Origin of the sequence: Bradyrhizobium ganzhouense (assembly GCF_049949285.1) — a bacterium.
GTDB lineage: Bacteria > Pseudomonadota > Alphaproteobacteria > Rhizobiales > Xanthobacteraceae > Bradyrhizobium > Bradyrhizobium ganzhouense.
Window position 1 is genome coordinate 3372509 of sequence record NZ_CP181318.1, and the last position, 19578, is coordinate 3392086.

Below are 19578 nucleotides of genomic sequence, written 5' to 3' on the forward strand. Positions count from 1 at the left end.
AGACGACCATGTACCTGGAAAAATTCAAGCTGAGCGGCAAGACCGCGTTCATCACCGGCGGCGGGCAGGGCATCGGGCTTGCCTGCGCGGAGGCGCTGGCCGAGGCCGGCGCCAAGGTCATCATCGGCGACCGCGACAGCAAGGTCGCCGGCGACGCCAAGGCCAGCCTCAAGGCGAAGGGTTTTGACGTCGAGACCGCGATCATGGACGTCACCGACACCAAGCGCGTGGCGGAGGTCGCCAATGATCTCGTCGCCCGTCACGGCAAGGTCGACATTCTGGTCAACAATGCCGGCATTGCGCGCAGCGAAACCCCGGCCGAGACCGTCACCGACGAGCACTGGCTCAACGTCATCGACGTCAATCTCAACGGCACCTTCTGGTGCTGCCGCGAGTTCGGCAAGCACATGCTCAAGGCCAAGAGCGGCGCCATTGTCAATGTTGGCTCGATGTCCGGCTTTATCGTCAACAAGCCGCAGGAACAGTGCTTCTACAACGCCTCCAAGGCCGGCGTGCACCATCTGACCAAGTCGCTGGCCGCCGAATGGGGCGCCCGCGGCATCCGCGTCAATGCGGTGGCCCCGACCTATATCGACACGCCGCTCAACGCCTTCGTGAAAAGCACCCCGCGAATGTATGACGCCTGGATCGGCGGAACCCCGATGGGGCGGATGGGGCAGGTCGAGGAGATCGCCTCGGTCGTCCTGTTCCTGGCATCCGAGGCTGCGAGCCTGATGACCGGCAGCATCGTGCTGGTGGATGGCGGCTACACTTGCTGGTAGGCTTGCGTCAAAATTGACGAAAGCTTCCGGGAGCGACAATGCCGCGAGCGTATATCGGCGTCGACGTGGGGACCACGAGCACGCGAGCAGGGGTGTTTGACGAGGCGGGCACGTTGCTTGCGACCGCCAAGCATCCGATCCGGATCTGGCACGAGGCCGGCGACATCGTCGAGCAGTCGTCCCAGGACATCTGGGAGGCCTGTGTCAAATCGGTGCGGGCGGCGATGGCGGAAGCGGCCATCTCGCCCGACAGCGTCGGCGGCATCGGTTTCGACGCGACCTGTTCCCTGGTGGTGCTCGATATCGAGGGCGAGCCGGTCACGGTCAGCACCTCCGGCGACAAGCAGCGCAACGTCATCGTCTGGATGGATCATCGCGCCACTGCCGAAGCGAGGCTGATCAACGAGACCGGGGATTCAGTGCTGCGCTATGTCGGCGGCTCGATCTCGCCAGAGATGGAGATGCCGAAACTGTTGTGGCTGAAGCGGCATCTGCGGGCGAGTTTTGACGCTGCCGGGCATTTCTTCGATCTGGCGGACTATCTGACCTGGCGCGCGACCGGTTCGCTGCAGCGCTCGACCTGCACCGTCACCTGCAAATGGAACTACCTCGCGCATGACGGTGGCGGCTGGAGCGCGCCGTTCTTTCAGCGCATTGGCCTGTCCGACTTCGTCAGCGAGACATACGCCCGCATCGGCACCGAGATCGTCGCCCCCGGCACGCGGCTCGGCGCCGGTCTCACCCGCGCGGCCGCCGCCGATCTCGGCCTGTCCGCGGGCACGCCGGTCGGCGCCTCCTTGATCGACGCCCATGCCGGCGGCATCGGCGCGATCGGCGGGCGTGACGGATCGGGCGGAACGATGGATGTCAGCGATCGCCTGGCCTACATCATGGGGACGTCGGCCTGCATCATGGCAACGACGAAAGAGCCGTGCTTCGTGCCCGGCGTCTGGGGTCCGTATTACTCCGGCATGGTGCCGGACTTCTGGCTCAACGAAGGCGGCCAGTCGGCCGCGGGCGCCGCGATCGACCATCTCCTCAAGTCGCATCCGGGACACGCCGAGGCGAGCGCGGCAGCGCGCAGCGAGGGCGTTGACCTGATCGAGTTCCTCGAGCGCCGCATCATCGCGCGCGCAGGCGATGCCAGCCGCGCCGCGCTGCTCGCCCGCGACGTTCACGTGCTTCCTGAGTTCATCGGCAACCGCTCGCCTTACGCCGACCCCGACACGCGCGCGGTGATCGCAGGCCTCGATCTCGACACCGATGTCAGCTCGATGGAGCGGCTGTTCATTGCTGGTCTTTGCGGGCTGGCCTACGGGCTCGCCGAGGTGATCGAGGCCTTTGCCGCGCATGGCGTCCATGCCGGCATCATGATCATGGGCGGCGGCGCCAGCCGCAGTCCGCTAGTGCGCCAGATCATGGCCGATACCACCGGGCTTACTGTCGCGCTGCCGCAAACCAGGGAGCCGGTACTGCTGGGCGCCGCAATGTTAGGGGCTGTCGCCGGCGGGGCCTATGCCTCGATCGGCGAGACCATGGCAAAAATGTCGGCGCTCGGACGCAAGAGCGAGCCGACCGCGCCCGACATGGCCGCGTTTCACACCAGGAAGCGCGAGGTCTATAAGCTGTTGCGCGAAGTCGATCGCGGCAGCCGGGCCGCGATGGCTGACCTCGCCAAGGGTTGAAACGGATGCTGATTTCCTGCGGCGATGCGCTGATCGATTTCGTGCCGACGAAAAACGCCGACGGCCGCGAAGCGGTGATGCCGGCGGTCGGCGGCTCCTGCCTCAACGTCGCGATCGGCATTGCGCGGCTCGGCGCATCGACCGCTTTCGTCGGCGGCGTCTCGACCGATCTGTTCGGGCGCATGATCGCAGATCATGCCGCGGCCTCGAACGTCGAGCTTGGTCTCGCCACCCGCAGCGATCATCAGACCACGCTTGCCTTCGTCCGCATCGTCGCCGGCGAGTCGCACTACGCTTTCTACGACGCCGAGACCGCGACGCGGAATTGGACGTTTCGGCGCGGCACTATGCCGTTCGATAGGGTCGAAGCCGTCCATGTCGGCTCGACCACGCTGGTCAATGATCAAGGCGCCGCCGAGACCAAGGCCCTGATCGCAGATGCGCGGGCCTCATCAACGATCTCGTTCGATCCGAACTGCAGGCCCAATCTGGTCAAGGACAAGCCGGCCTATCTTGCGCGTATGGTCGAGTTCGCCGCGAGCGCCGATCTCATCAAGATGTCAGACGTCGACTTCGCCTATCTCTTCGGCGAGGAGCCTTATCAGCAACGCGCAAGTGCGCTGCTGGGGCAGGGCACAAGCCTCGTCGTCATCACCCGCGGCAACAACGGCGCCGTCGCCTGGCATGCGAAGGCGGGGCAGGTCGAGGTCGAGGCGCCGAAGGTCGAGGTCGCCGACACCATCGGCGCGGGCGATAGCTTTCAGGCCGCACTGCTGTTCGCTCTGCGCAAGCAGGGGCGCCTTGCCCGGCAACAATTGAAGGGCATCGGCGCAGACGAGCTTCGCCGCGCGCTCTCCTTTGCCGCCAACTGCGCCGGCCTGACCTGCACCCGTCCGGGTGCCGATCCGCCCTGGAGCCACGAGATCAGCTGGAGCTGGTAGGCCGCACGTCAGGGCCTCGGGATGTCCGGGCGGACTGTGGCCATGCGCCGGCCGAATTGGACAGGGGAGGTGCGCGCTGGCAAGGTCCGCGCGTCCCGACGCGAGCCTGTCCTGATGAGCAACGATCTCTGTTTCCTCTCCGCCACCGAACTGCGCGAACGGATTAGCACCAAAAAGGTGTCGCCGGTCGAGGTCACCAGCGCTGTGCTCGCGCGCGCCGAGGCGCTCCAGCCTGAACTGAACTGCTTCATCACGCTCTGTGGTGACGAGGCGATGGCAGCGGCACGCGAGGCCGAGCGCAAGGTGATGGCGGGTGAGCCGCTCGGCCTGCTGCATGGGCTTCCAGTCACCGTCAAGGACATCGTCAATACCAAGGGCGTGAAGACCACGTTTGGCGCCGTTCCCTACAAGGACAACGTCCCCACCGAGGATGCCGTCGCGGTCGCAAAGTTGAGGGCGGAAGGTGCGATTCTGATCGGCAAGACCACGACGCCCGAGTTCGGCAGCAAGTGCCTGACCGATTCACCGCTGTTCGGCCGCACCCGTAACGCGTGGAGTGCGGAGCGTTCGTCCGGTGGCTCCAGCGGCGGCGCGGCCGTGGCGGTGGCGAGCGGCATCGCGCCGCTTGCGATCGCCACCGATGGCGGCGGCTCGACGCGGATTCCCGCCGCCTGCAACGGTGTGGTGGGTTTGAAGCAGAGCAACGGCGTGATCGCGCACAGCCAGGCGCTCGATGCGTTCGGCAACCAGACGTATGTCACGCCGACCACGCGCAACGTCGCCGACACCGCATTGATGATGCAGGCGATGGCCGGCGAGGATGCTTGTGATCCCTGGTCGATCGGTCTGCCCGTGCCTGACTTTATCGGCACCGCCGCGCCGCGCGGCGATCTGCGCGGCCAAAAGATCCTGTTCTGCGCGTCGCCGCCCGGCCGCCCAGTGTCGGCAGATGTTGCCACAGCGTTCAAGGCGAGCCTCGATCGGCTCGCGAGCCTGGGTGCGGAGCTCGAAGAATTCTCCGGCGAGGGATACGACGTCGAGCCGATCTGGCGCGCCATCAACCATACCGTCTGGCGCTCGCGGTTTTCGAAGCTGGTGGCGGAGCATGGCGATGCCCTGAGTGAGGCCTTCGTCAAGCAGATCGCGCTGGCAACCAATGTGAGCGGCGTTGACTATCAAGAGGCGATGTTCGCGCGCACGGCGTTGTTCCGCCGCGTGCAATCCTTGCTTGCGCGCGGGCATCTGTTGGCGATGCCGACCATCACCCGCACCGCGCTGCCGATCGACCAGGATCTGTTCGGCACCATCGAGATCGACGGGGCGCAGTTCGACAGCGTCCGGCCGCACTGGTTCCCCTGGACCATGCCGTTCAACATGACCGGCCACCCCGCGATCAGTCTGCCCTGCGGTTTTGGTCGCGACGGCCTGCCGATCGGGCTCCAGCTCGTCGGCCGCTTCCGGGCCGACGCGGAATTGCTGCGCGTCAGCGCGCTGTTCGAGGCCTCGCACGACCTTCTCGCCCGCCGGCCGGCTTGAGGAGTTGACGATGAGCCGCAAAAGGCTTGCGTCCGGCGTCCGGACATGTTGATCGTGCCGCTGATGAGCCCTGAATCCGACCGCGCATGAGCGTATTTGTCCTCCGACGTGTCCTGACTTTGCTGGCGACGCTGGTCGGCGCATCCGTGATCATTTTCCTGGTGCTGGATGCGCTGCCCGGCAATGCCGCGCAGATGCTGATGGGCGCCGACGCCTCGGCCGACGCGGTGCGCGCGCTCACGGTCAAGCTGGGGCTCGATCAGCCGCTGGCGGTCCGCTACCTGCAATGGATCAAGGGGCTCGTCGTCGGCGATCTCGGCAATTCCTATGTCTATGGCACGCCGGTCGGCAGCCTGATCGCGGAGCGAATGGTGCTGACCATTCCGCTCGCGATCATGTCGATGCTGATCACGGTGGTGCTGGCGCTCTCGGCCGGCATCTACACCGCGGCGAACCACAACAAACTCGGCGACGTCGGCGTGATGTCGCTAACCCAGATCGGCATCGCGCTGCCGAACTTCTGGTTCGCCATTCTCCTGGTGTTGCTGTTCGCCGTGCGGCTGCAATGGCTCTCCGCGGGCGGCTTTGCAGGCTGGGATGACGGCATCTGGCCCGGCGTCAAATCGCTGCTGCTGCCGTCAGTCTCGCTTGCCGTGGTGCAGGCCGCGATCCTCGCCCGCGTCACGCGCTCGGCCGTGCTCGAAGTGCTGCGCGAAGATTTCGTCCGCACCGCGCGCGCAAAGGGGCTCGGCAGGCGCGAGGTGCTATGGAGCCACGTGCTGCGCAATGCGATGATCCCCGTGATGACGGTGATGGGCCTGCAATTCGCGAACCTGCTCGCCGGCACGATCGTGATCGAGAACGTGTTCTATCTGCCGGGCCTCGGTCGTCTCATATTCCAGTCGATCGCCAACCGCGACCTGATCGTGGTGCGCAATTGCGTGATGCTGCTCGCAGCCATGGTGGTCATCGTCAATTTCGTGGTCGATGTGCTCTATGCCTTCATCGATCCCCGCATCAAGGTGCACGACCTGTGAGCGCGCAGCTTTCCACTCCGGTTGACGCGCCGGTCGCAACGCGGCCTCTCCCGGCCAAGACGTTCTGGGGCCGCGCGCTGCGGCATCGCAGTTTTGTGCTGGGCGGCGTGCTCAGCCTGCTGGTGGTCGCCTCGGCCGCGCTCTCGCTGGTGTGGACGCCGTGGTCGCCCTACGAGATCGATATTGCCTCGAAACTGCGGCCGCCCTCGGCCGCGCATTGGCTCGGCACCGATTCCTTTGGCCGCGACATCGTCTCGCTGCTGCTCGCCGGCGCGCGTTCGACCATCCTGGTCGGCATCATCGCGGTCAGCATCGGCCTCACCTTCGGCGTCTGCCTCGGCCTGATCGCGTCGGCCAAGCGCGGCTGGACCGAAGAGATCATCATGCGCTTCTCCGACTTCACTTTCGCCTTTCCGGCGGTGCTCTCGGCGATCATGCTCGCCGCGGTCGCGGGGCCGGGCATGCTGACCTCGATCATCGCGATCGGCATTTTCCAGATCCCGACCTTGACCCGGCTGACGCGCGGCTCGGCCAACGCGATCTGGGCGCGCGAATTCGTGCTGGCCGCGCGCGCCTCGGGCAAGGGCGCCTTCCGCATCACCATCGAGCACGTGCTGCCGAACATCCTGTCGATCCTGATCGTGCAGGCGACCATCCAGTTCGCGCTCGCCATTCTCGCCGAGGCGGCGCTGTCCTATCTCGGCCTCGGCACGCAGCCGCCGCAGCCGTCCTGGGGCCGCATGCTGAATGACGCGCAGACCATGCTGTTCCAGTCGCCGATGCTCGCAGTTTATCCGGGTGCGGCGATCGCGATCGCCGTGCTCGGTCTCAATCTGCTCGGCGACGGCCTGCGCGATCTGCTCGATCCCCGACTGGCGCGGGAGCGGTGACCATGGCTGATCCTGCAACCATGCCGCTGATCGAAGTCGACAATCTCGGCGTCCGCCTCAATACCAGCCGCGGCCCGGCGCAGGCCGTGCGCGGCGTCAGTTTTGCGCTGAAGCGCGGCGAGACGCTCGGGCTCGTCGGCGAATCCGGCTGCGGCAAGTCGGTCACGGCGCTGTCGCTGATGGGATTGCTGCCGGATAGCGCGCTCATCACCGGCAGCATCAAGCTGGACGGCAGCGAGCTCGCGCGGCTCCCGGATGCGGACTATTGCGGCTTGCGCGGCAACCGCATCAGCATGATCTTCCAGGAGCCGATGACGGCGCTCAACCCGATGCACACGATCGGTCATCAGGTCGCCGAGCCATTGCGGCGTCACAAGAAATATTCCGGCGCACAGGCGCGGAAAGAAGCGATCGCCTTGCTCGACCGAGTCGGGCTGCCTGATCCTGCCAAGCGCATCGATGCCTATCCGCACCAGTTCTCGGGCGGCCAGCGCCAGCGCGTCACCATCGCGATGGCGCTGGCCTGCGAGCCTGATCTCCTGATCGCGGACGAGCCGACCACCGCGCTCGACGTCACCATCCAGGGCCAGATCCTCGATCTCATCGCCGACCTCGTCGAGGAGCGCGGCATGTCGATGATCCTGATCTCGCACGATCTCGGCGTCATCGCCGAGAACGTGCAGCGTATGATGGTGATGTATGGTGGCACCGTCGTCGAGAGCGGGCCGACCGACGAGGTGTTCCGCCGCATGGGCCATCCCTACACGCAGGGCCTGTTCCGCGCGCGTCCGCGGCTTGGCGCGCGCAAGGGGACGCGGCTGACGACGATCTCGGGTACGGTGCCGGAGCTCGCCGATCTGCCGGTGGGCTGTGCCTTCGGCGAGCGCTGTCCGCTGGTCGAGGACAAATGCCGCGCGGCGCTGCCGCCGATGGTTGAAGTCGGCCCCGGTCACGTCGTGCGCTGCGTGCGTACCGACGTCTCGATGGCCGCGCATGTCGGGGCGCTGTCCGCATGACCGCAGCACCGCTTCTCGACGTCAGAGATCTCGAGCAGCGCTACACGCTGCCGCGCGAAAGCCTGTTCCGTCCGCCCGGCCAGGTGCGTGCGCTTAACGGCGTGAGCGTGCAGGTCTCTGCCGGCAAGAGCCTCGGCATTGTCGGCGAGTCCGGCTCCGGCAAGTCGACCTTTGCGCGCGTCGTGATGGCGCTGGAGCGGCCGACCGCGGGACAGGTCACGCTGCTCGGCCGCGATCTCAACCGCATCTCTCCGGATGAATTGCGCCGTGCGCGGCGCGATTTCCAGATGGTGTTCCAGGACCCGTATGGATCGCTCGACCCGCGCCAGACCATTGCGCGCATCGTCGCCGAGCCGCTCACGGTGCTCGATGACGCCGACCGCACCACGTTCCGCGCCCGCGTCGCTGCGGTGCTGAAGCAGGTCGGCTTGCGCGACGCGGACATGGACAAATACCCGCATGAATTCTCCGGCGGACAGCGGCAGCGCATCGCTATCGCGCGCGCGCTGATCACCCAGCCGAAGCTGATCGTCGCGGACGAGCCGGTCTCCGCGCTCGATGTCTCCGTGCAGGCGCAGGTGCTGAACCTGATGCAGGACCTGCAGGAGCAGTTCGGCCTCAGCTACATCCTGATCAGCCACGACCTCGCCGTGGTCGATTATCTCTGCGACGAGGTCGCGGTGATGTATCTCGGCCGGGTCGTCGAGCAGGGGCGGCCGGAGGATCTGTTCGAGCGCTGCGCTCATCCCTATACGCGGGCGCTGCTGGACGCGGTGCCGCGCGCACGCGCCGGCGGCGGCCGGCGGCGGCGCGGGGCCCAGGCGATCGCCTCGCAATCGGCGGCCGCGACTGGATGTCCCTATGTCGCGCGCTGTCAGCTCGCCGATCAGCATTGCCGCGAGGTTCCGCCCTTGCTACGCAGGGTGGGCGAGGGACACCTTGCCGCCTGCCACAAGGCGGAGGCCGTGATGGCATTGCCGCAGGCGGGCATGGAAGGTTAATGTCGGCTGCAGGTTGGCATAGCCTCAGGACGACAGAAGAAGGCCGGGGAGTTAGGCATGTTGAAGAAGCTATCGATCGTCGTTTTTGCCGCAGCATTGGCCGCGGCGCCGCTGCCGGTGCTGGCGCAGAGCAAGAAGGACAGCGTCGTCATGGGCATGACGCTGGAGCCGCCGGGGCTCGATCCCACCAACGCCGCCGCCGCCGCGATCGCCGAGGTCACGCTCTACAACATCTACGAGACCCTGACCAAGATCAACGAGGACGGCTCGGTCTCGCCGCTGCTCGCCGAGAGCTGGACGGCATCGCCCGACCTGAAGACCTATACGTTCAAGCTGCGCAAGGGCGTCAAATTCCACAACGGCGAAGCCTTCGATTCCGCCGCCGTCAAATTCTCGTTCGAGCGCAACGCGGCCGCGAACAGCACCAACAAGGACAAGAGCCTGTTCCAGGCCTTCGAGAAGATCGACGCGCCCGACGCCGAGACGATCGCGCTCACGCTGAAATATCCCGAGCCGAACCTGCCGTTCCTGCTCGGGCAGGCGAGCGGCTCGATCGTCGAGCCGAAGAGTGCTGCGACCAACGTGACGCAGCCGGTCGGCACCGGACCGTACCAGCTAGGGGCCTGGGTCAAGGGCTCTTCGCTCACGCTGAACAAATGGGCCGACTATCGGGGCGCCTCCGCGATCAAGCTGTCCAAGGTGACGATCCGCTTCATCGGCGATCCCGCCGCGCAGATCGCGGCGCTGCTGTCCGGTGACGTCGACGCGTTCCCGCGCGTCACCACCCGCGGCGTTGCGCAGTTCAAGAGCGATCCACGCTTCACCGTGCTGGTCGGCGGCTCCAAGGCCAAGACCATCGTCGCCATCAACGAGAAGAAGAAGCCGCTCGACGACGTGCGGGTGCGCCGCGCGATCCTCGCCGCTATCGACCGGAAGTCGATGATCGACGGCTCGGTCGAAGGTTTCGGCACGCCGATCGGCAGCTTCTACACGCCGGGTTCGCTCGGCTATGTCGACACCACCGCGGTCAATCCCTACGACCCCGAGAAGGCGAAGAAGCTGCTGGCCGAGGCCGGCATCACCACGCCGCTCGAGCTCAGCCTGAAGCTGCCGCCGCCGCCTTACGCGCGGCAGGGCGGCGAGATCCTCGCAGCCCAGCTCGCCAAGGTCGGCATCAACGCCAAGATCGAGAACGTCGAGTGGGCGCAGTGGCTGTCGCAGGCCTTCGCCCCCAACGGGCCGCACAATTACGACCTCACCATCGTCTCCCATGTCGAGCCGTTCGATCTCGTCAAGCTGACCGAGCCCGACTTCTACCTCGGCTACAACAGCGAGGCGTTCAACGCGCTCTACAAGCAGATCGTGTCGACGCCGGATGAGGCCGGCCGCGCAAAACTGCTCGGCGATGCCCAGAAAATGCTGGCGACCGACGCGGTGGCCGGCTTCCTGTTCCAGCCGCAATGGCCCACGGTCATCAACAAGAAGCTGAAGGGCGTCTGGAAGGAAGTCCCGCAGTTCGAGAACGATTTCTCGGCCTGGTCCTGGGAATAGACCCGGTCACCCAAGTTAAATCTGACATCGAAATTTTGACCTCTCCCCGTCGGGGAGAGGTCATTTTTCTTGGTTGCATCAAAACAAGACCCGCAAAACAACCCCATGCACAGTAGCCGGGGCCAGTTCTTTCAATGGCTTGCGCGACCCACTCAGTGGTTTGCGCAAGTCGGCCGTACCATTTGACCCGTCGGGCAAAACACTGGCATGATGGCATCATCGAAGAAGGCCGCGCCCGCTTCCATCTGAGGGCGCCCCTCTGCTGATCCCCCGACGTTGAACGATTGAAACCCTCATGCGTTGGCCCGGCGCAGGTTGGCCGTATCCGTACGATCCGGCGCGAGGGCAAACGGAGTTCGGTCATTGCTGAAGCTGCACAGGTGGCCGTCCGACGACTGGCAAGGCATCGGCGCGGAAATGCCCTCGGAGATCATCTGGGCCGATCTCTTGAACGCGACCGCGGAGGAAAAGCGTTTCGTCGAGCAAATGCTCAAGATACGGATTCCGTCCGAGGAATCGCTCAGCGAGATCGAGGCGTCCAGCCGCCTGATTTTCGAGCATGGCACGCTCTATCTCAGCACGCCGGCGGTCCGGCTCAACGAGGACAACGAGGCCGAGATCACGCCGGTGGGGTTCGTCATCGGCCCGCATGTGCTGGTGACGGTGCGCTTTGCGGAGCTCCCGATCTTCGACCAGATCAGCAAGCGCGTCGCCTCCGACGACAGCCTCGAGAACGGCATGTGCGTGTTCACCAGCCTGCTCGAGGCCATGATCGACCGCGGCGCCGACGCTCTGGAGCACCTCGGCGCAAAGGTCGACCAGCTCTCGCGCGGCGTCTTCAAGGGCGGCCTCGTTCGCACCAGGCGGCCCGTTCGCTCCAGCCGCAGGATGCGCGAGGCGCTGGAGAATGTCGGCGAGCTGGCCGACCGCCTCGCCAAGGCGCGCGATGTCCTGCTCGGCGTCGGGCGTATCGCATCCTATGCCGACAATGTCGGGAGCGATTGGATTACGGCGGCGTCGAGGAAACGCCTCGAAGCTGTCTCGAAGGACGTCGCTTCGCTCGGCGATTACGAGACGCGACTGTCGGACAAGATCCAGCTTCTGCTCGATGCCGTGCTCGGCTTCATCAACATCCAGCAGAACGAGATGTTCAAGGTGCTCACGATCGTGTCCGTGGTCGGTGTGCCGCCCACGATCCTGGTCGGTGTCTGGGGCATGAACTTCAAGAACATGGCGGAGCTGAGCTGGACGTTCGGTTATCCGTTGTCGCTGCTCGCGATCGTCGCCAGCGGCGTGCTGCCGCTGATCTGGTTCAAGCGGCGCGGCTGGTTCGAGTGAAGTAAAGCAGCGGCGCACCGTCCGAAACGGTGCGCCGCTTGCTGGATTATGCCGCTTTCGCGTCGACGCTGCCGATCCAGGCGCGGGCGAGGGTGACGTCGGCCTGCGATAGCTGATGACCTGCCGGCAGGACCTTGTGGTCGACGCGCGCTCCTGCCTCGGACAGCAGCGCTGCCAGCCGCGCCGAATTGCTCGCCGGCACGATCGGGTCAGCCTGCCCGGACAGCAGAAGCACCTGCTTGCCGCCAAGCTCCGCCTTCGGCGGATCGGACAGCGGCACCATGGCGCGCAGCAGGATCGCGCCAGCAAGCACGTCCGGCTTGAGTAGCAACAGCGCGGCCGCGATGTTCGCGCCGTTGGAGAAGCCGACCGCAACCGGTGCTGCGATGCCGTACTGCTTCCGTGCGTCGGCGACGAACTCGCCGAGCTCGAACGCACGCCGGCGCAAATCCTCCTCGTCGAAGACGCCTTCCGCAAGCCGGCGGAAGAAGCGCGGCATGCCGTGCTCGAGCACCCGGCCGCGCGGCGAGAGCAGGGCGGAGCCGGGCGAGATCATCTTGCCGAGCCCGAGCAGATCGTTCTCGTCGCCACCGGTGCCGTGCAGCAGCAGGAGCGGGGGAGAGCCCGCGTTGGTCGCGGGCTCGAAACGATGGATGAAGTCGGTCATGACGCGGTCTCTTCCAAATTCGGCAGGACGCCCTCGATCTGCTTGCGATGCTGTTCGAGGCTGCTCGGCAGCTTCAGGTCGCGTCCGAGCGTCGCGACGGGTTCGTCGACTGCGAAGCCGGGGATATCGGTCGCGATCTCGAACAGCACGCCGCCGGGCTCGCGGAAATAGACAGAGCGGAAGTAGTTGCGATCCTTCTGCTCGGTCGGATGCAGGCCGTGATTGCTCACGAGCTTTTGCGCCATCTTGCCCTGCTCGGTATCGTCGGCCGCGCGGAACGCGATGTGATGCACGGAGCCGCCACCCTGATGTCCCCGCAGAAAGCCCTTGGCTTCGTAGATGTCGACGACGCTGCCCTCGGCATCGCCCGGCGCCTTGAAGCGGATCACCGAGCCTTCGCGCCCGGTCTCCTTGAAGCCGAACACGTCGGTGAGGACGGCGGCCGTCTTCGCCGCGTTGTCGAGCAGCAGCGTCACGCCGTGGAAGCCGCGGATCGCGTGCTCCGCCGGGACGTCGCCATTGCTCCAGCCCGGCTCGTTCTCGGCGCCGGGAATGCCGACGAGCGCGAGCGCCATGCCATCGGGATCGGTGAACGGCAGCACGGCTTCGCCAAAGCGCTTCTCCAGCGCCTCATAGGCGATGCCCTTCTCGATGAAGCGCTGCGTCCAGTAGCCGAGCGAGCGCTGCGGCACGCGGAAGGCGGTCTGATGGGTCTCGCCGACGCCGCGGCGGCCGGGCGACACGCCGGCCCACGGAAAGAAGGTCAGGATGGTGCCGGGGCGGCCGGTCTCGTCGCCATAATAGAAATGATAGGTGCCAGGATCGTCGAAATTGACCGTCTTCTTGACGAAGCGCAGGCCGAGATCCCTTGTGTAGAAGCCGAAATTGCGGATGGGATCGCCGGCAATCGCGGTGACATGGTGCAGTCCAGACATTGTCGTCCTCCAGATCTAGCGGAGCGGTCTTGCTCTGGACCGAAATATCGTTCCGCTTTGGATTGGAGACAATCCATGCAAATATGACGGCTATGTCTACGATTTGGAAACAATCCGCCGGATGTCCCCGTGGATAAGGTCGGCAGCCTCCGGGCCTTTGTGAAGGTGGTCGAAAGCGGCAGCTTTGCCGAAGCCGGCCGGCAGCTCCGGCTGTCGCGCTCGGCGATCAGCAAATACATCGCCGACCTCGAAGAGAGCCTCGGCGTCCAGCTCTTGAACCGGACCACGCGGCATGCGAGCCCGACCGAGAACGGCCAGCGCTATTTCGAGCGTGCGGTCGTGATCCTCTCGGAGATCGAGGCGGCCGATCAGGCCGTGACGCAGGCACAGTCGGCGCCGCGCGGCCTGTTGCGCGTCAATGCGCCGATGTCGTTCGGCACGATGCGGTTAGGTCCCGTGCTGGCCGACTTCATGAAGCAATACCCGGAGCTTCAGCTCCAGATCGTGCTCAGTGATGATCTGCTCGATCCCGTGCAGGACGGCTTTGACGTGACGCTGCGCATTGCGGAGCTGGAATCCTCCAGCCTGATCGCACGCAAGGTCATGCCGGTGCCGCGGAAGATCTGCGCCTCGCCCGACTACCTGGCGCGCCACGGCACACCGAGACATCCGCAGGATCTACGCAACCACGCATCGCTGACTTACGGTTTTCTGCTCACCGGCAATCAGTGGAAGCTGACTGGCGCCGACGGAGACCACTGGATCCAGCCGGCCTGGTCGCTCTGCGTCAACAATGCCGAGGTGCTGCGCGATGTCGCAATCAAGGGCAGGGGGCTTGCGCTGCTGCCCGAGTTCATTGCCGCGGATGCCTTGCGGAAAGGCGAGTTGCGGACCGTGCTGGACGATTATTCCGCGCCGCCGCTCGCGCTCTATGCGGTGTATCCGCCGACGCGGCACCTGTCGGTGAAGGTGCGGCTCTTCATTGATTTTCTGGTCGAGCGGTTTGGGCGTGAGGAGGAGGAGGCGCGCGTGGCGACGCGCTGAAGCTGGGCGCGCGTGCTCATGAAATCCGCGATGTCCGCTTATCCTAGCAGCGGTGGAGGGGCGAACGTTTTGCATAAGGCCCGAGAAGGGCCATAAGCTGACTACTCGCTGTAAGGGCGCTTGGCATCGCAGGCTAAAAATTGCAATTTCAGCCAGTGTAGATGCAACTCCCGCGGGCGTAAAGACGGCCCACAGCTTAGCTCTTATGCTTGTCTCTCGCTTGACGATCGACGTCGCCCAAACGATCCTTTGCGCGCGACCACTGGCAAGTTGATCTGTTCTGAGAGTGCATGGGATGTGCGTTGCGAATGCTACAAAATGGAGTTGCCGGTGAAACAGTCATCCCTCAAGGATGCAGCGCTTGCCGGAAAAATTGAAATCGGTGACTTGAAAGTTAACCGGTTGGGCTTCGGCGCGATGCGTCTGTTGGGACATTATGCCTGGGGATGGCCAAGGGATGGACAGCACGTCAATCGGGTTTTGCGTCGAGCGGTCGAGCTTGGCATAAATTTTATCGACACCGCGGATAGTTATGGCCCCAAAGCGAATGAGTCATTGATCTCGCAAGCGCTGTATCCTTACCCTCCGGATCTGGTTATCGCCACGAAAGGCGGGTTGGTGAGACCGAGACGCGCATCTTGGGTCCCAGACGGTCGCCCGGACCATTTGCGGCGGGCACTTGAAGGTAGTTTGCAAAGGTTGCGGTTGGATCGGATCGATTTGTACCAACTCCATGCGCCTGACCCTAACGTCCCATTCACAGAGTCGGTAGGAGCGCTGGCGGATTTGCAGCGCGTGGGCAAAATTCGCCACATAGGCGTCTCCAATGTCACGGTCGCCCAGCTAGAGGCCGCGCGCTCCATCGCACCAATCGTGTCGGTTCAGAACGCGTACAACCTGCGAAACAAAACAAGCGAAGATGTGCTCGCCGCCTGCGAGCGTCTCGGAATTGCTTTTCTGCCTTGGTATCCCTTGGGCGGAAGGCGTGGTCTGAAAGCGCAAAAGATAAAGGAAGTCGCCTCTCGTTGCGGTCTCTCGCAGGCGGCACTGTCCCTCGCGTGGTTACTCGCTAAATCACCTGTTATGTTGCCAATCCCGGGCACCCGATCCATCGAACATCTGGAAGATAATGTGCTTGCGGCCGCCCAAAAACTTGAGCCGAAGGACCTGCACGATTTGGGATGAGGCGCGGCCAAATAAGCTCGTAGGATGGGTTGAGCCCTTGCGAAACCCATCTCTTCGCCATCACCGCTCGCCGTAATCGCGGCCATCATCCCACTGATCGCCTGCCCAATCGGAAGGATAGTTGCCAAGCTCCACGTGGCGATGAAACGAGGACGGTGCCGAATCGCGAACCCGGTCGACGAGCCTGTGCTTGACCGGATTGATATGAACATAGTCGACATGACGGGCAAAATCGATTTCGTCGCGAATAGTATGTTCCCAATATCTGCGTTGCCAGATGCCCCGTTCGCCTTTTGCCGCGCGGCTTCGGGAGATCCGTTCGTTTCGCGCCAGACGGCGCGAAAAGGCGGACTTGATCAATTGCCAGCGCGTTGCAAAATCGGCGTCACCTTCAGGTAGTGTCCATACGGTGTGAAGGTGATCGGGCAACACCACGATGGCGTCGATCGTGATTGGGTGGCGTTGGCGTGTCTCACGAAACGCCGCGCGCAGCAGCTCGACATGATCTGTCAGCAACGATAGCTTCCGTTCCGCCAGATTGACGGTGAAGAAGAAGCATCCACCCGGAGCGAAGTTGCGACGGTAGGCGGTCATGGCGTGACACTACCACGAAACAAGGATGATGGGTTTCGCAAGAGCTCAACCCATCCTACGAGCTGCCCATCCTCGAACCGCCGATTTGGGCCAAACCCGACGTCAAGCGCTTATCATCGGGCGTCTTGAAATCGACCCAGTCCACGCCTCCGGGTTCACTGCAAACCTTGGCATCTCGCCCCTAAGACATGCGGATATCTGTTCGGCTGCCGATCGGGACAGTCCTTCCGTTGCGTTCGTAGTGTTGCCCGCGACATGGGGGGAAAAGGTTACTTTATCGCTCGAAAGCAAGGGGTGGTTGATTGGTAGAGGTTCTGGATAGAAGACGTCGAGCCCAGCGGCGAACACGTGTCCACGGTCCAAGGCGCTGGCCAATGCGTCGAGGTCCAACACGCGACCTCGACCAACATTGATGACAACGGCTCCCTTGGGAAGCTTGGCGAGTTCGGCCGCCCCGATCATGTTGCGTGTCTCGTCCGTCAAAGATGGAGTCAGGACAAGCACATCGCATTTGGTTAGCAGGTCGCAGAGATCGGGGACCATTTCGACACCTGCCAGGCTCGTAAGACGCGGATCGGCATATGGGTCGTAGCCGATCACGCGGCAGCCAAAGCCGCTCCTAAGCTTGCGCGCCACTTCGGAACCGACAAATCCGATGCCGACAACGCCTACTGTGCTGCCGCCAAGTTCTTCAAGCGACAAGTTCGAGCGTACCGCCCAGGCCGTACCGTCGCGGACTCCTTGGTCACCCCACACCAGTCTCTTCATGGAAGCGAGGATGAGCAGAATGGCATGCTCGGAAACGGGCACGCGGCCAAATCCGTGATGATTGACGACCAGAATCCCGCGTGCGCTGGCGGCCGCGATATCGATGTTATCGGTGCCAAAGCCCGACGACGAGACTGCAATGAGATGCTCGCCAGCGTCCAGAACATCGACGGTTACCTTCTCCGGCGCACGTACCCACAGGACAAGCGCATCGCGGAGAGATTGCTTCAACTCTGCGACGTCACTGCTATCGACCACGACCACTTCAGCGCCGGCCTCTTCCAGCAGCGTGCGGCCGAGCGGATGATACATTGGACGCCATAAGACGACCCGCTTGCTTGGCATGGCGCACCTCAAAATCCGCCGGGGAACAGAGATTGCAAACATTCGGCCATGTCCGACGCCTGGGCTGCCGCGTCATCGCAGGAGCGTCGCAAGCTCTTGGAGTCTTTGATCGTCATGCGCCGGGTTTGCCAGATCGAGTACGCCGTGCGCCAACGCCTGACCGCAGTCTGCAGCGCCATCAGGAACCCAATAGTCAAGTTCGAGCGGCGATCCGTCGCTTTTGACCCTGGAGTCATCATCATCTCCGATCTCTGGAGGAGGACAACCACCCAATAAACCTTTTCGGAATAGTTGGTCTATGATATGAGAACGACGAAATTCATACCTTTTGAGTATGACCATGGAGTTCAAGCAACTTCGCTATTTCATTGCTGTAGCCGAGGAGGGGCACATCACGCGGGCCGCCGAGCGGCTCGATATGCAGCAGCCGCCCCTCAGCCGGCAGATCAAGGCGATTGAGCGCGAACTGGACGTGCAGCTGTTTTACCGAACGGCCCGTGGTGTCGAACTGACGGATGCGGGTCGCGCCTTTCTCGATGAAGCCCGGACCTTGTTGGCCAACCTCCAGCACGCGTTCGATGCAACACGAAGCGTGGCGCGAGGCGAACGAGGACGGATCAGTGTAGGCGTGATGCCCACCGGACCGTTTCATCCGTTCGTGCCGCAGGTCATCCGCAGGTTCCGCGAAGCATTTCCTCTTGTGTCCCTGACCCTCGAGGAACGCCTTAGTACGGAGATGATGGATCGCTTGCGTGATGAGCAAATGGACGTCGCTTTCATTCGAACATCACGAGTTGATCCAGAGCACCTCGCCATCATCCCTTTGCTGGATGAACCAATGATGGTCGCGGTGCCCGAAGGACACCAACTCATCCGAACCAATGGGGAGAAGTCTCTTTCGATGAAGCAGCTGGCCCGAGAAACATTCATTCTTTTTGGCCCGCCGGGTACAGGCATGTACGATGCGACGATCGCGGCATGTCGCGGGGCAGGCTTCAGTCCACGCGTCGGACAGCAGGCTCCCGGGATTACCTCGTGTCTCGGTCTGGTCGCGGTCGGGCTTGGGATTGCGCTGGTTCCGGCGTCAATGCAGCGAACGCATATGGAAGGCCTACTTTATCGGAGAATCGCGGGCCCCAATGTCCCGACAGTTCAATTGAGCCTCGGATCGCGCCGAGGGAATCGCTCCGCCGTGGTCCGCAATTTTCTGCAGCTGGTTAAGAAGGCGGCCAAAGAACTTAGATCGTGAGATTGGCGAGGTTGGCGGTCAGTCGTGCCTGACGTGGGAGGTCGAGTCCGCTTCGGGCCTGAGGCGGCCATCCCCCAGCTTTCCTTGTCTGATGTGGGCGGCGCGCCGCGACAGACCCACCTTGTCACTTTGGTGGCATCTTTCTATGACTGCGGATTGCGCAACAGAGGGGGTACGTGTCGTGACAACATTCCACATTACTCGCCGTCGTATGCTTCGCAGTGGTGCAGCAGGTGGTCTCGCGGCAGCAGCGACCTCCGGCGTGATCGGGGACGCCCGCGCGCAATCCGCGCGAAAGACCTTCGTCTTTGTCAGCGGGGCCTTTTGCGGTGGCTGGATATGGCGCCGGGTCACTGACCGCCTCGAACACGACGGCCACAAAGTGTTCGCTCCGTCACTCACGGGGTTAGGCGAGCGCTCGCATTTGCTGAGCAAGGACGTCAATCTGGACACCCACATCGCCGACGTCGTCAACCTGATCAAATGGGAAAGTCTCGAGAACGTCTGCCTTGTGCCGTGGTCCTTAGCAGGCTATGTGGGTTCGGGCGCACTCGAAAGCATCGGCGATCGCGTCTCCTCGGTTGTATGGCTTGATGCCTTCATTCCAGCCGACGGACAAAAGGCAGCGGACACTGCAGCCGAGGCGGTTCGCAAAGCAATACAGGCGGCTATCGACAAGGGCGAACCTGGCGTTCGCGGATTGGCGAAGATTTCGAGCGATGCCATCGTTGCCGAGCGAGATCGAGCATTCGTCGAGTCAAAAGCTACTCCGCATCCAGTCGGCGCCTACCTCCAGCCGATCAAGGTTTCCGGGGCGCTCCAAAAGGTGCCGAAGAAGACATACATTCGCCTCCCAAAATATCCACTGCCGCCCTTTGATAAGGCACTGGCGGACTGCAAGAACGACAAGTCCTGGGCCACGTTCGAACTGCCGGACGTTGGGCACATGGCCATGCTCGATGCACCGGACCGCTTGAGCGAGTTGATACTGCAGGCCGCGTGAGATCGACCTCC

General features: G+C 63.6%; 19 protein-coding genes. 14 read left to right on the plus strand and 5 right to left on the minus strand.

Translation table 11 applies throughout. The features are described 5' to 3' along the window. The first annotated feature begins 8 nt into the window (after positions 1–8). From ACLFLU_RS15370 to ACLFLU_RS15415, 10 genes are all read left to right on the plus strand, one after another. On the plus strand, positions 9–782 hold the full coding sequence (locus ACLFLU_RS15370) for an SDR family NAD(P)-dependent oxidoreductase (protein WP_426413006.1): 774 nt from the start codon (positions 9–11) through the stop codon (positions 780–782). 38 nt (positions 783–820) lie between these two features. Then, positions 821–2467, plus strand: coding sequence for an FGGY-family carbohydrate kinase (locus tag ACLFLU_RS15375; protein ID WP_426413007.1), 1647 nt, complete (start codon positions 821–823; stop codon positions 2465–2467). A gap of 5 nt (positions 2468–2472) precedes the next feature. Further along, positions 2473–3408 carry a carbohydrate kinase family protein gene (locus ACLFLU_RS15380; protein WP_426413008.1) on the plus strand — a complete coding sequence of 312 codons (936 nt, stop codon included), beginning with the start codon at positions 2473–2475 and terminating at the stop codon, positions 3406–3408. A 114-nt stretch (positions 3409–3522) separates the two neighbouring features. After that, a complete protein-coding gene (locus tag ACLFLU_RS15385; protein WP_426413009.1) occupies positions 3523–4944 on the plus strand; it encodes an amidase in 1422 nt (473 codons plus the stop codon). 86 nt (positions 4945–5030) lie between these two features. Further along, positions 5031–5981, plus strand: coding sequence for an ABC transporter permease (locus tag ACLFLU_RS15390; protein ID WP_426413010.1), 951 nt, complete (start codon positions 5031–5033; stop codon positions 5979–5981). Continuing rightward, positions 5978–6871 carry an ABC transporter permease gene (locus ACLFLU_RS15395; RefSeq protein ID WP_426413011.1) on the plus strand — a complete coding sequence of 298 codons (894 nt, stop codon included), beginning with the start codon at positions 5978–5980 and terminating at the stop codon, positions 6869–6871. The genes ACLFLU_RS15390 and ACLFLU_RS15395 overlap by 4 nt, the downstream gene beginning before the upstream one ends. A gap of 2 nt (positions 6872–6873) precedes the next feature. Then, entirely contained in the window at positions 6874–7887 is a 1014-nt protein-coding gene (locus ACLFLU_RS15400; protein WP_426413012.1) for an ABC transporter ATP-binding protein, read from the plus strand. Beyond that, positions 7884–8888 (plus strand): ABC transporter ATP-binding protein, encoded by a 1005-nt coding sequence (locus ACLFLU_RS15405; protein ID WP_426413013.1) that lies wholly within the window; start codon positions 7884–7886, stop codon positions 8886–8888. The genes ACLFLU_RS15400 and ACLFLU_RS15405 overlap by 4 nt, the downstream gene beginning before the upstream one ends. A 57-nt stretch (positions 8889–8945) precedes the next feature. Next, entirely contained in the window at positions 8946–10439 is a 1494-nt protein-coding gene (locus ACLFLU_RS15410) for an ABC transporter substrate-binding protein (protein ID WP_426413014.1), read from the plus strand. A gap of 363 nt (positions 10440–10802) precedes the next feature. Next, positions 10803–11777: a magnesium transporter CorA family protein gene (locus tag ACLFLU_RS15415; RefSeq protein ID WP_426413015.1), complete on the plus strand. Its 975-nt coding sequence runs from the start codon at positions 10803–10805 to the stop codon at positions 11775–11777. 46 nt (positions 11778–11823) lie between these two features. On the opposite strand, the gene ACLFLU_RS15420 is transcribed toward ACLFLU_RS15415, so the two are convergent. After that, entirely contained in the window at positions 11824–12444 is a 621-nt protein-coding gene (locus tag ACLFLU_RS15420; protein ID WP_426413016.1) for an alpha/beta hydrolase, read from the minus strand. Then, on the minus strand, positions 12441–13379 hold the full coding sequence (locus tag ACLFLU_RS15425) for a ring-cleaving dioxygenase (protein ID WP_426413017.1): 939 nt from the start codon (positions 13377–13379) through the stop codon (positions 12441–12443). Before ACLFLU_RS15425 ends, ACLFLU_RS15420 begins: the two co-directional genes overlap by 4 nt. A gap of 129 nt (positions 13380–13508) precedes the next feature. On the opposite strand from ACLFLU_RS15425, the gene ACLFLU_RS15430 reads away from it, so the two are divergent. Next, complete coding sequence (locus ACLFLU_RS15430; RefSeq protein WP_426413018.1) at positions 13509–14423, plus strand: LysR substrate-binding domain-containing protein; 915 nt, start codon at positions 13509–13511, stop codon at positions 14421–14423. Positions 14424–14753: 330 nt separating this feature from the next. Beyond that, positions 14754–15608, plus strand: coding sequence for an aldo/keto reductase (locus tag ACLFLU_RS15435; protein WP_426413019.1), 855 nt, complete (start codon positions 14754–14756; stop codon positions 15606–15608). A 60-nt stretch (positions 15609–15668) separates the two neighbouring features. On the opposite strand, the gene ACLFLU_RS15440 is transcribed toward ACLFLU_RS15435, so the two are convergent. The 3 genes from ACLFLU_RS15440 to ACLFLU_RS15450 all read right to left on the minus strand — a co-directional run bounded on the left by ACLFLU_RS15440 (position 15669) and on the right by ACLFLU_RS15450 (position 17557). Then, positions 15669–16202 (minus strand): REP-associated tyrosine transposase, encoded by a 534-nt coding sequence (locus ACLFLU_RS15440; protein ID WP_426413020.1) that lies wholly within the window; start codon positions 16200–16202, stop codon positions 15669–15671. Positions 16203–16304: 102 nt separating this feature from the next. Beyond that, a complete protein-coding gene (locus tag ACLFLU_RS15445; protein ID WP_426413021.1) occupies positions 16305–17282 on the minus strand; it encodes an NAD(P)-dependent oxidoreductase in 978 nt (325 codons plus the stop codon). Between the two features lie 41 nt (positions 17283–17323). Continuing rightward, positions 17324–17557, minus strand: coding sequence for a hypothetical protein (locus tag ACLFLU_RS15450; protein ID WP_426413022.1), 234 nt, complete (start codon positions 17555–17557; stop codon positions 17324–17326). 98 nt (positions 17558–17655) lie between these two features. Here ACLFLU_RS15450 and ACLFLU_RS15455 point away from each other — a divergent pair, with 98 nt between their 5' ends. Both ACLFLU_RS15455 and ACLFLU_RS15460 read left to right on the plus strand, forming a co-directional pair. Continuing rightward, a complete protein-coding gene (locus ACLFLU_RS15455) occupies positions 17656–18564 on the plus strand; it encodes a LysR family transcriptional regulator (RefSeq protein WP_426413023.1) in 909 nt (302 codons plus the stop codon). Between the two features lie 181 nt (positions 18565–18745). Continuing rightward, positions 18746–19567, plus strand: coding sequence for an alpha/beta fold hydrolase (locus ACLFLU_RS15460; protein WP_426413024.1), 822 nt, complete (start codon positions 18746–18748; stop codon positions 19565–19567). Positions 19568–19578: the final 11 nt, after the last annotated feature.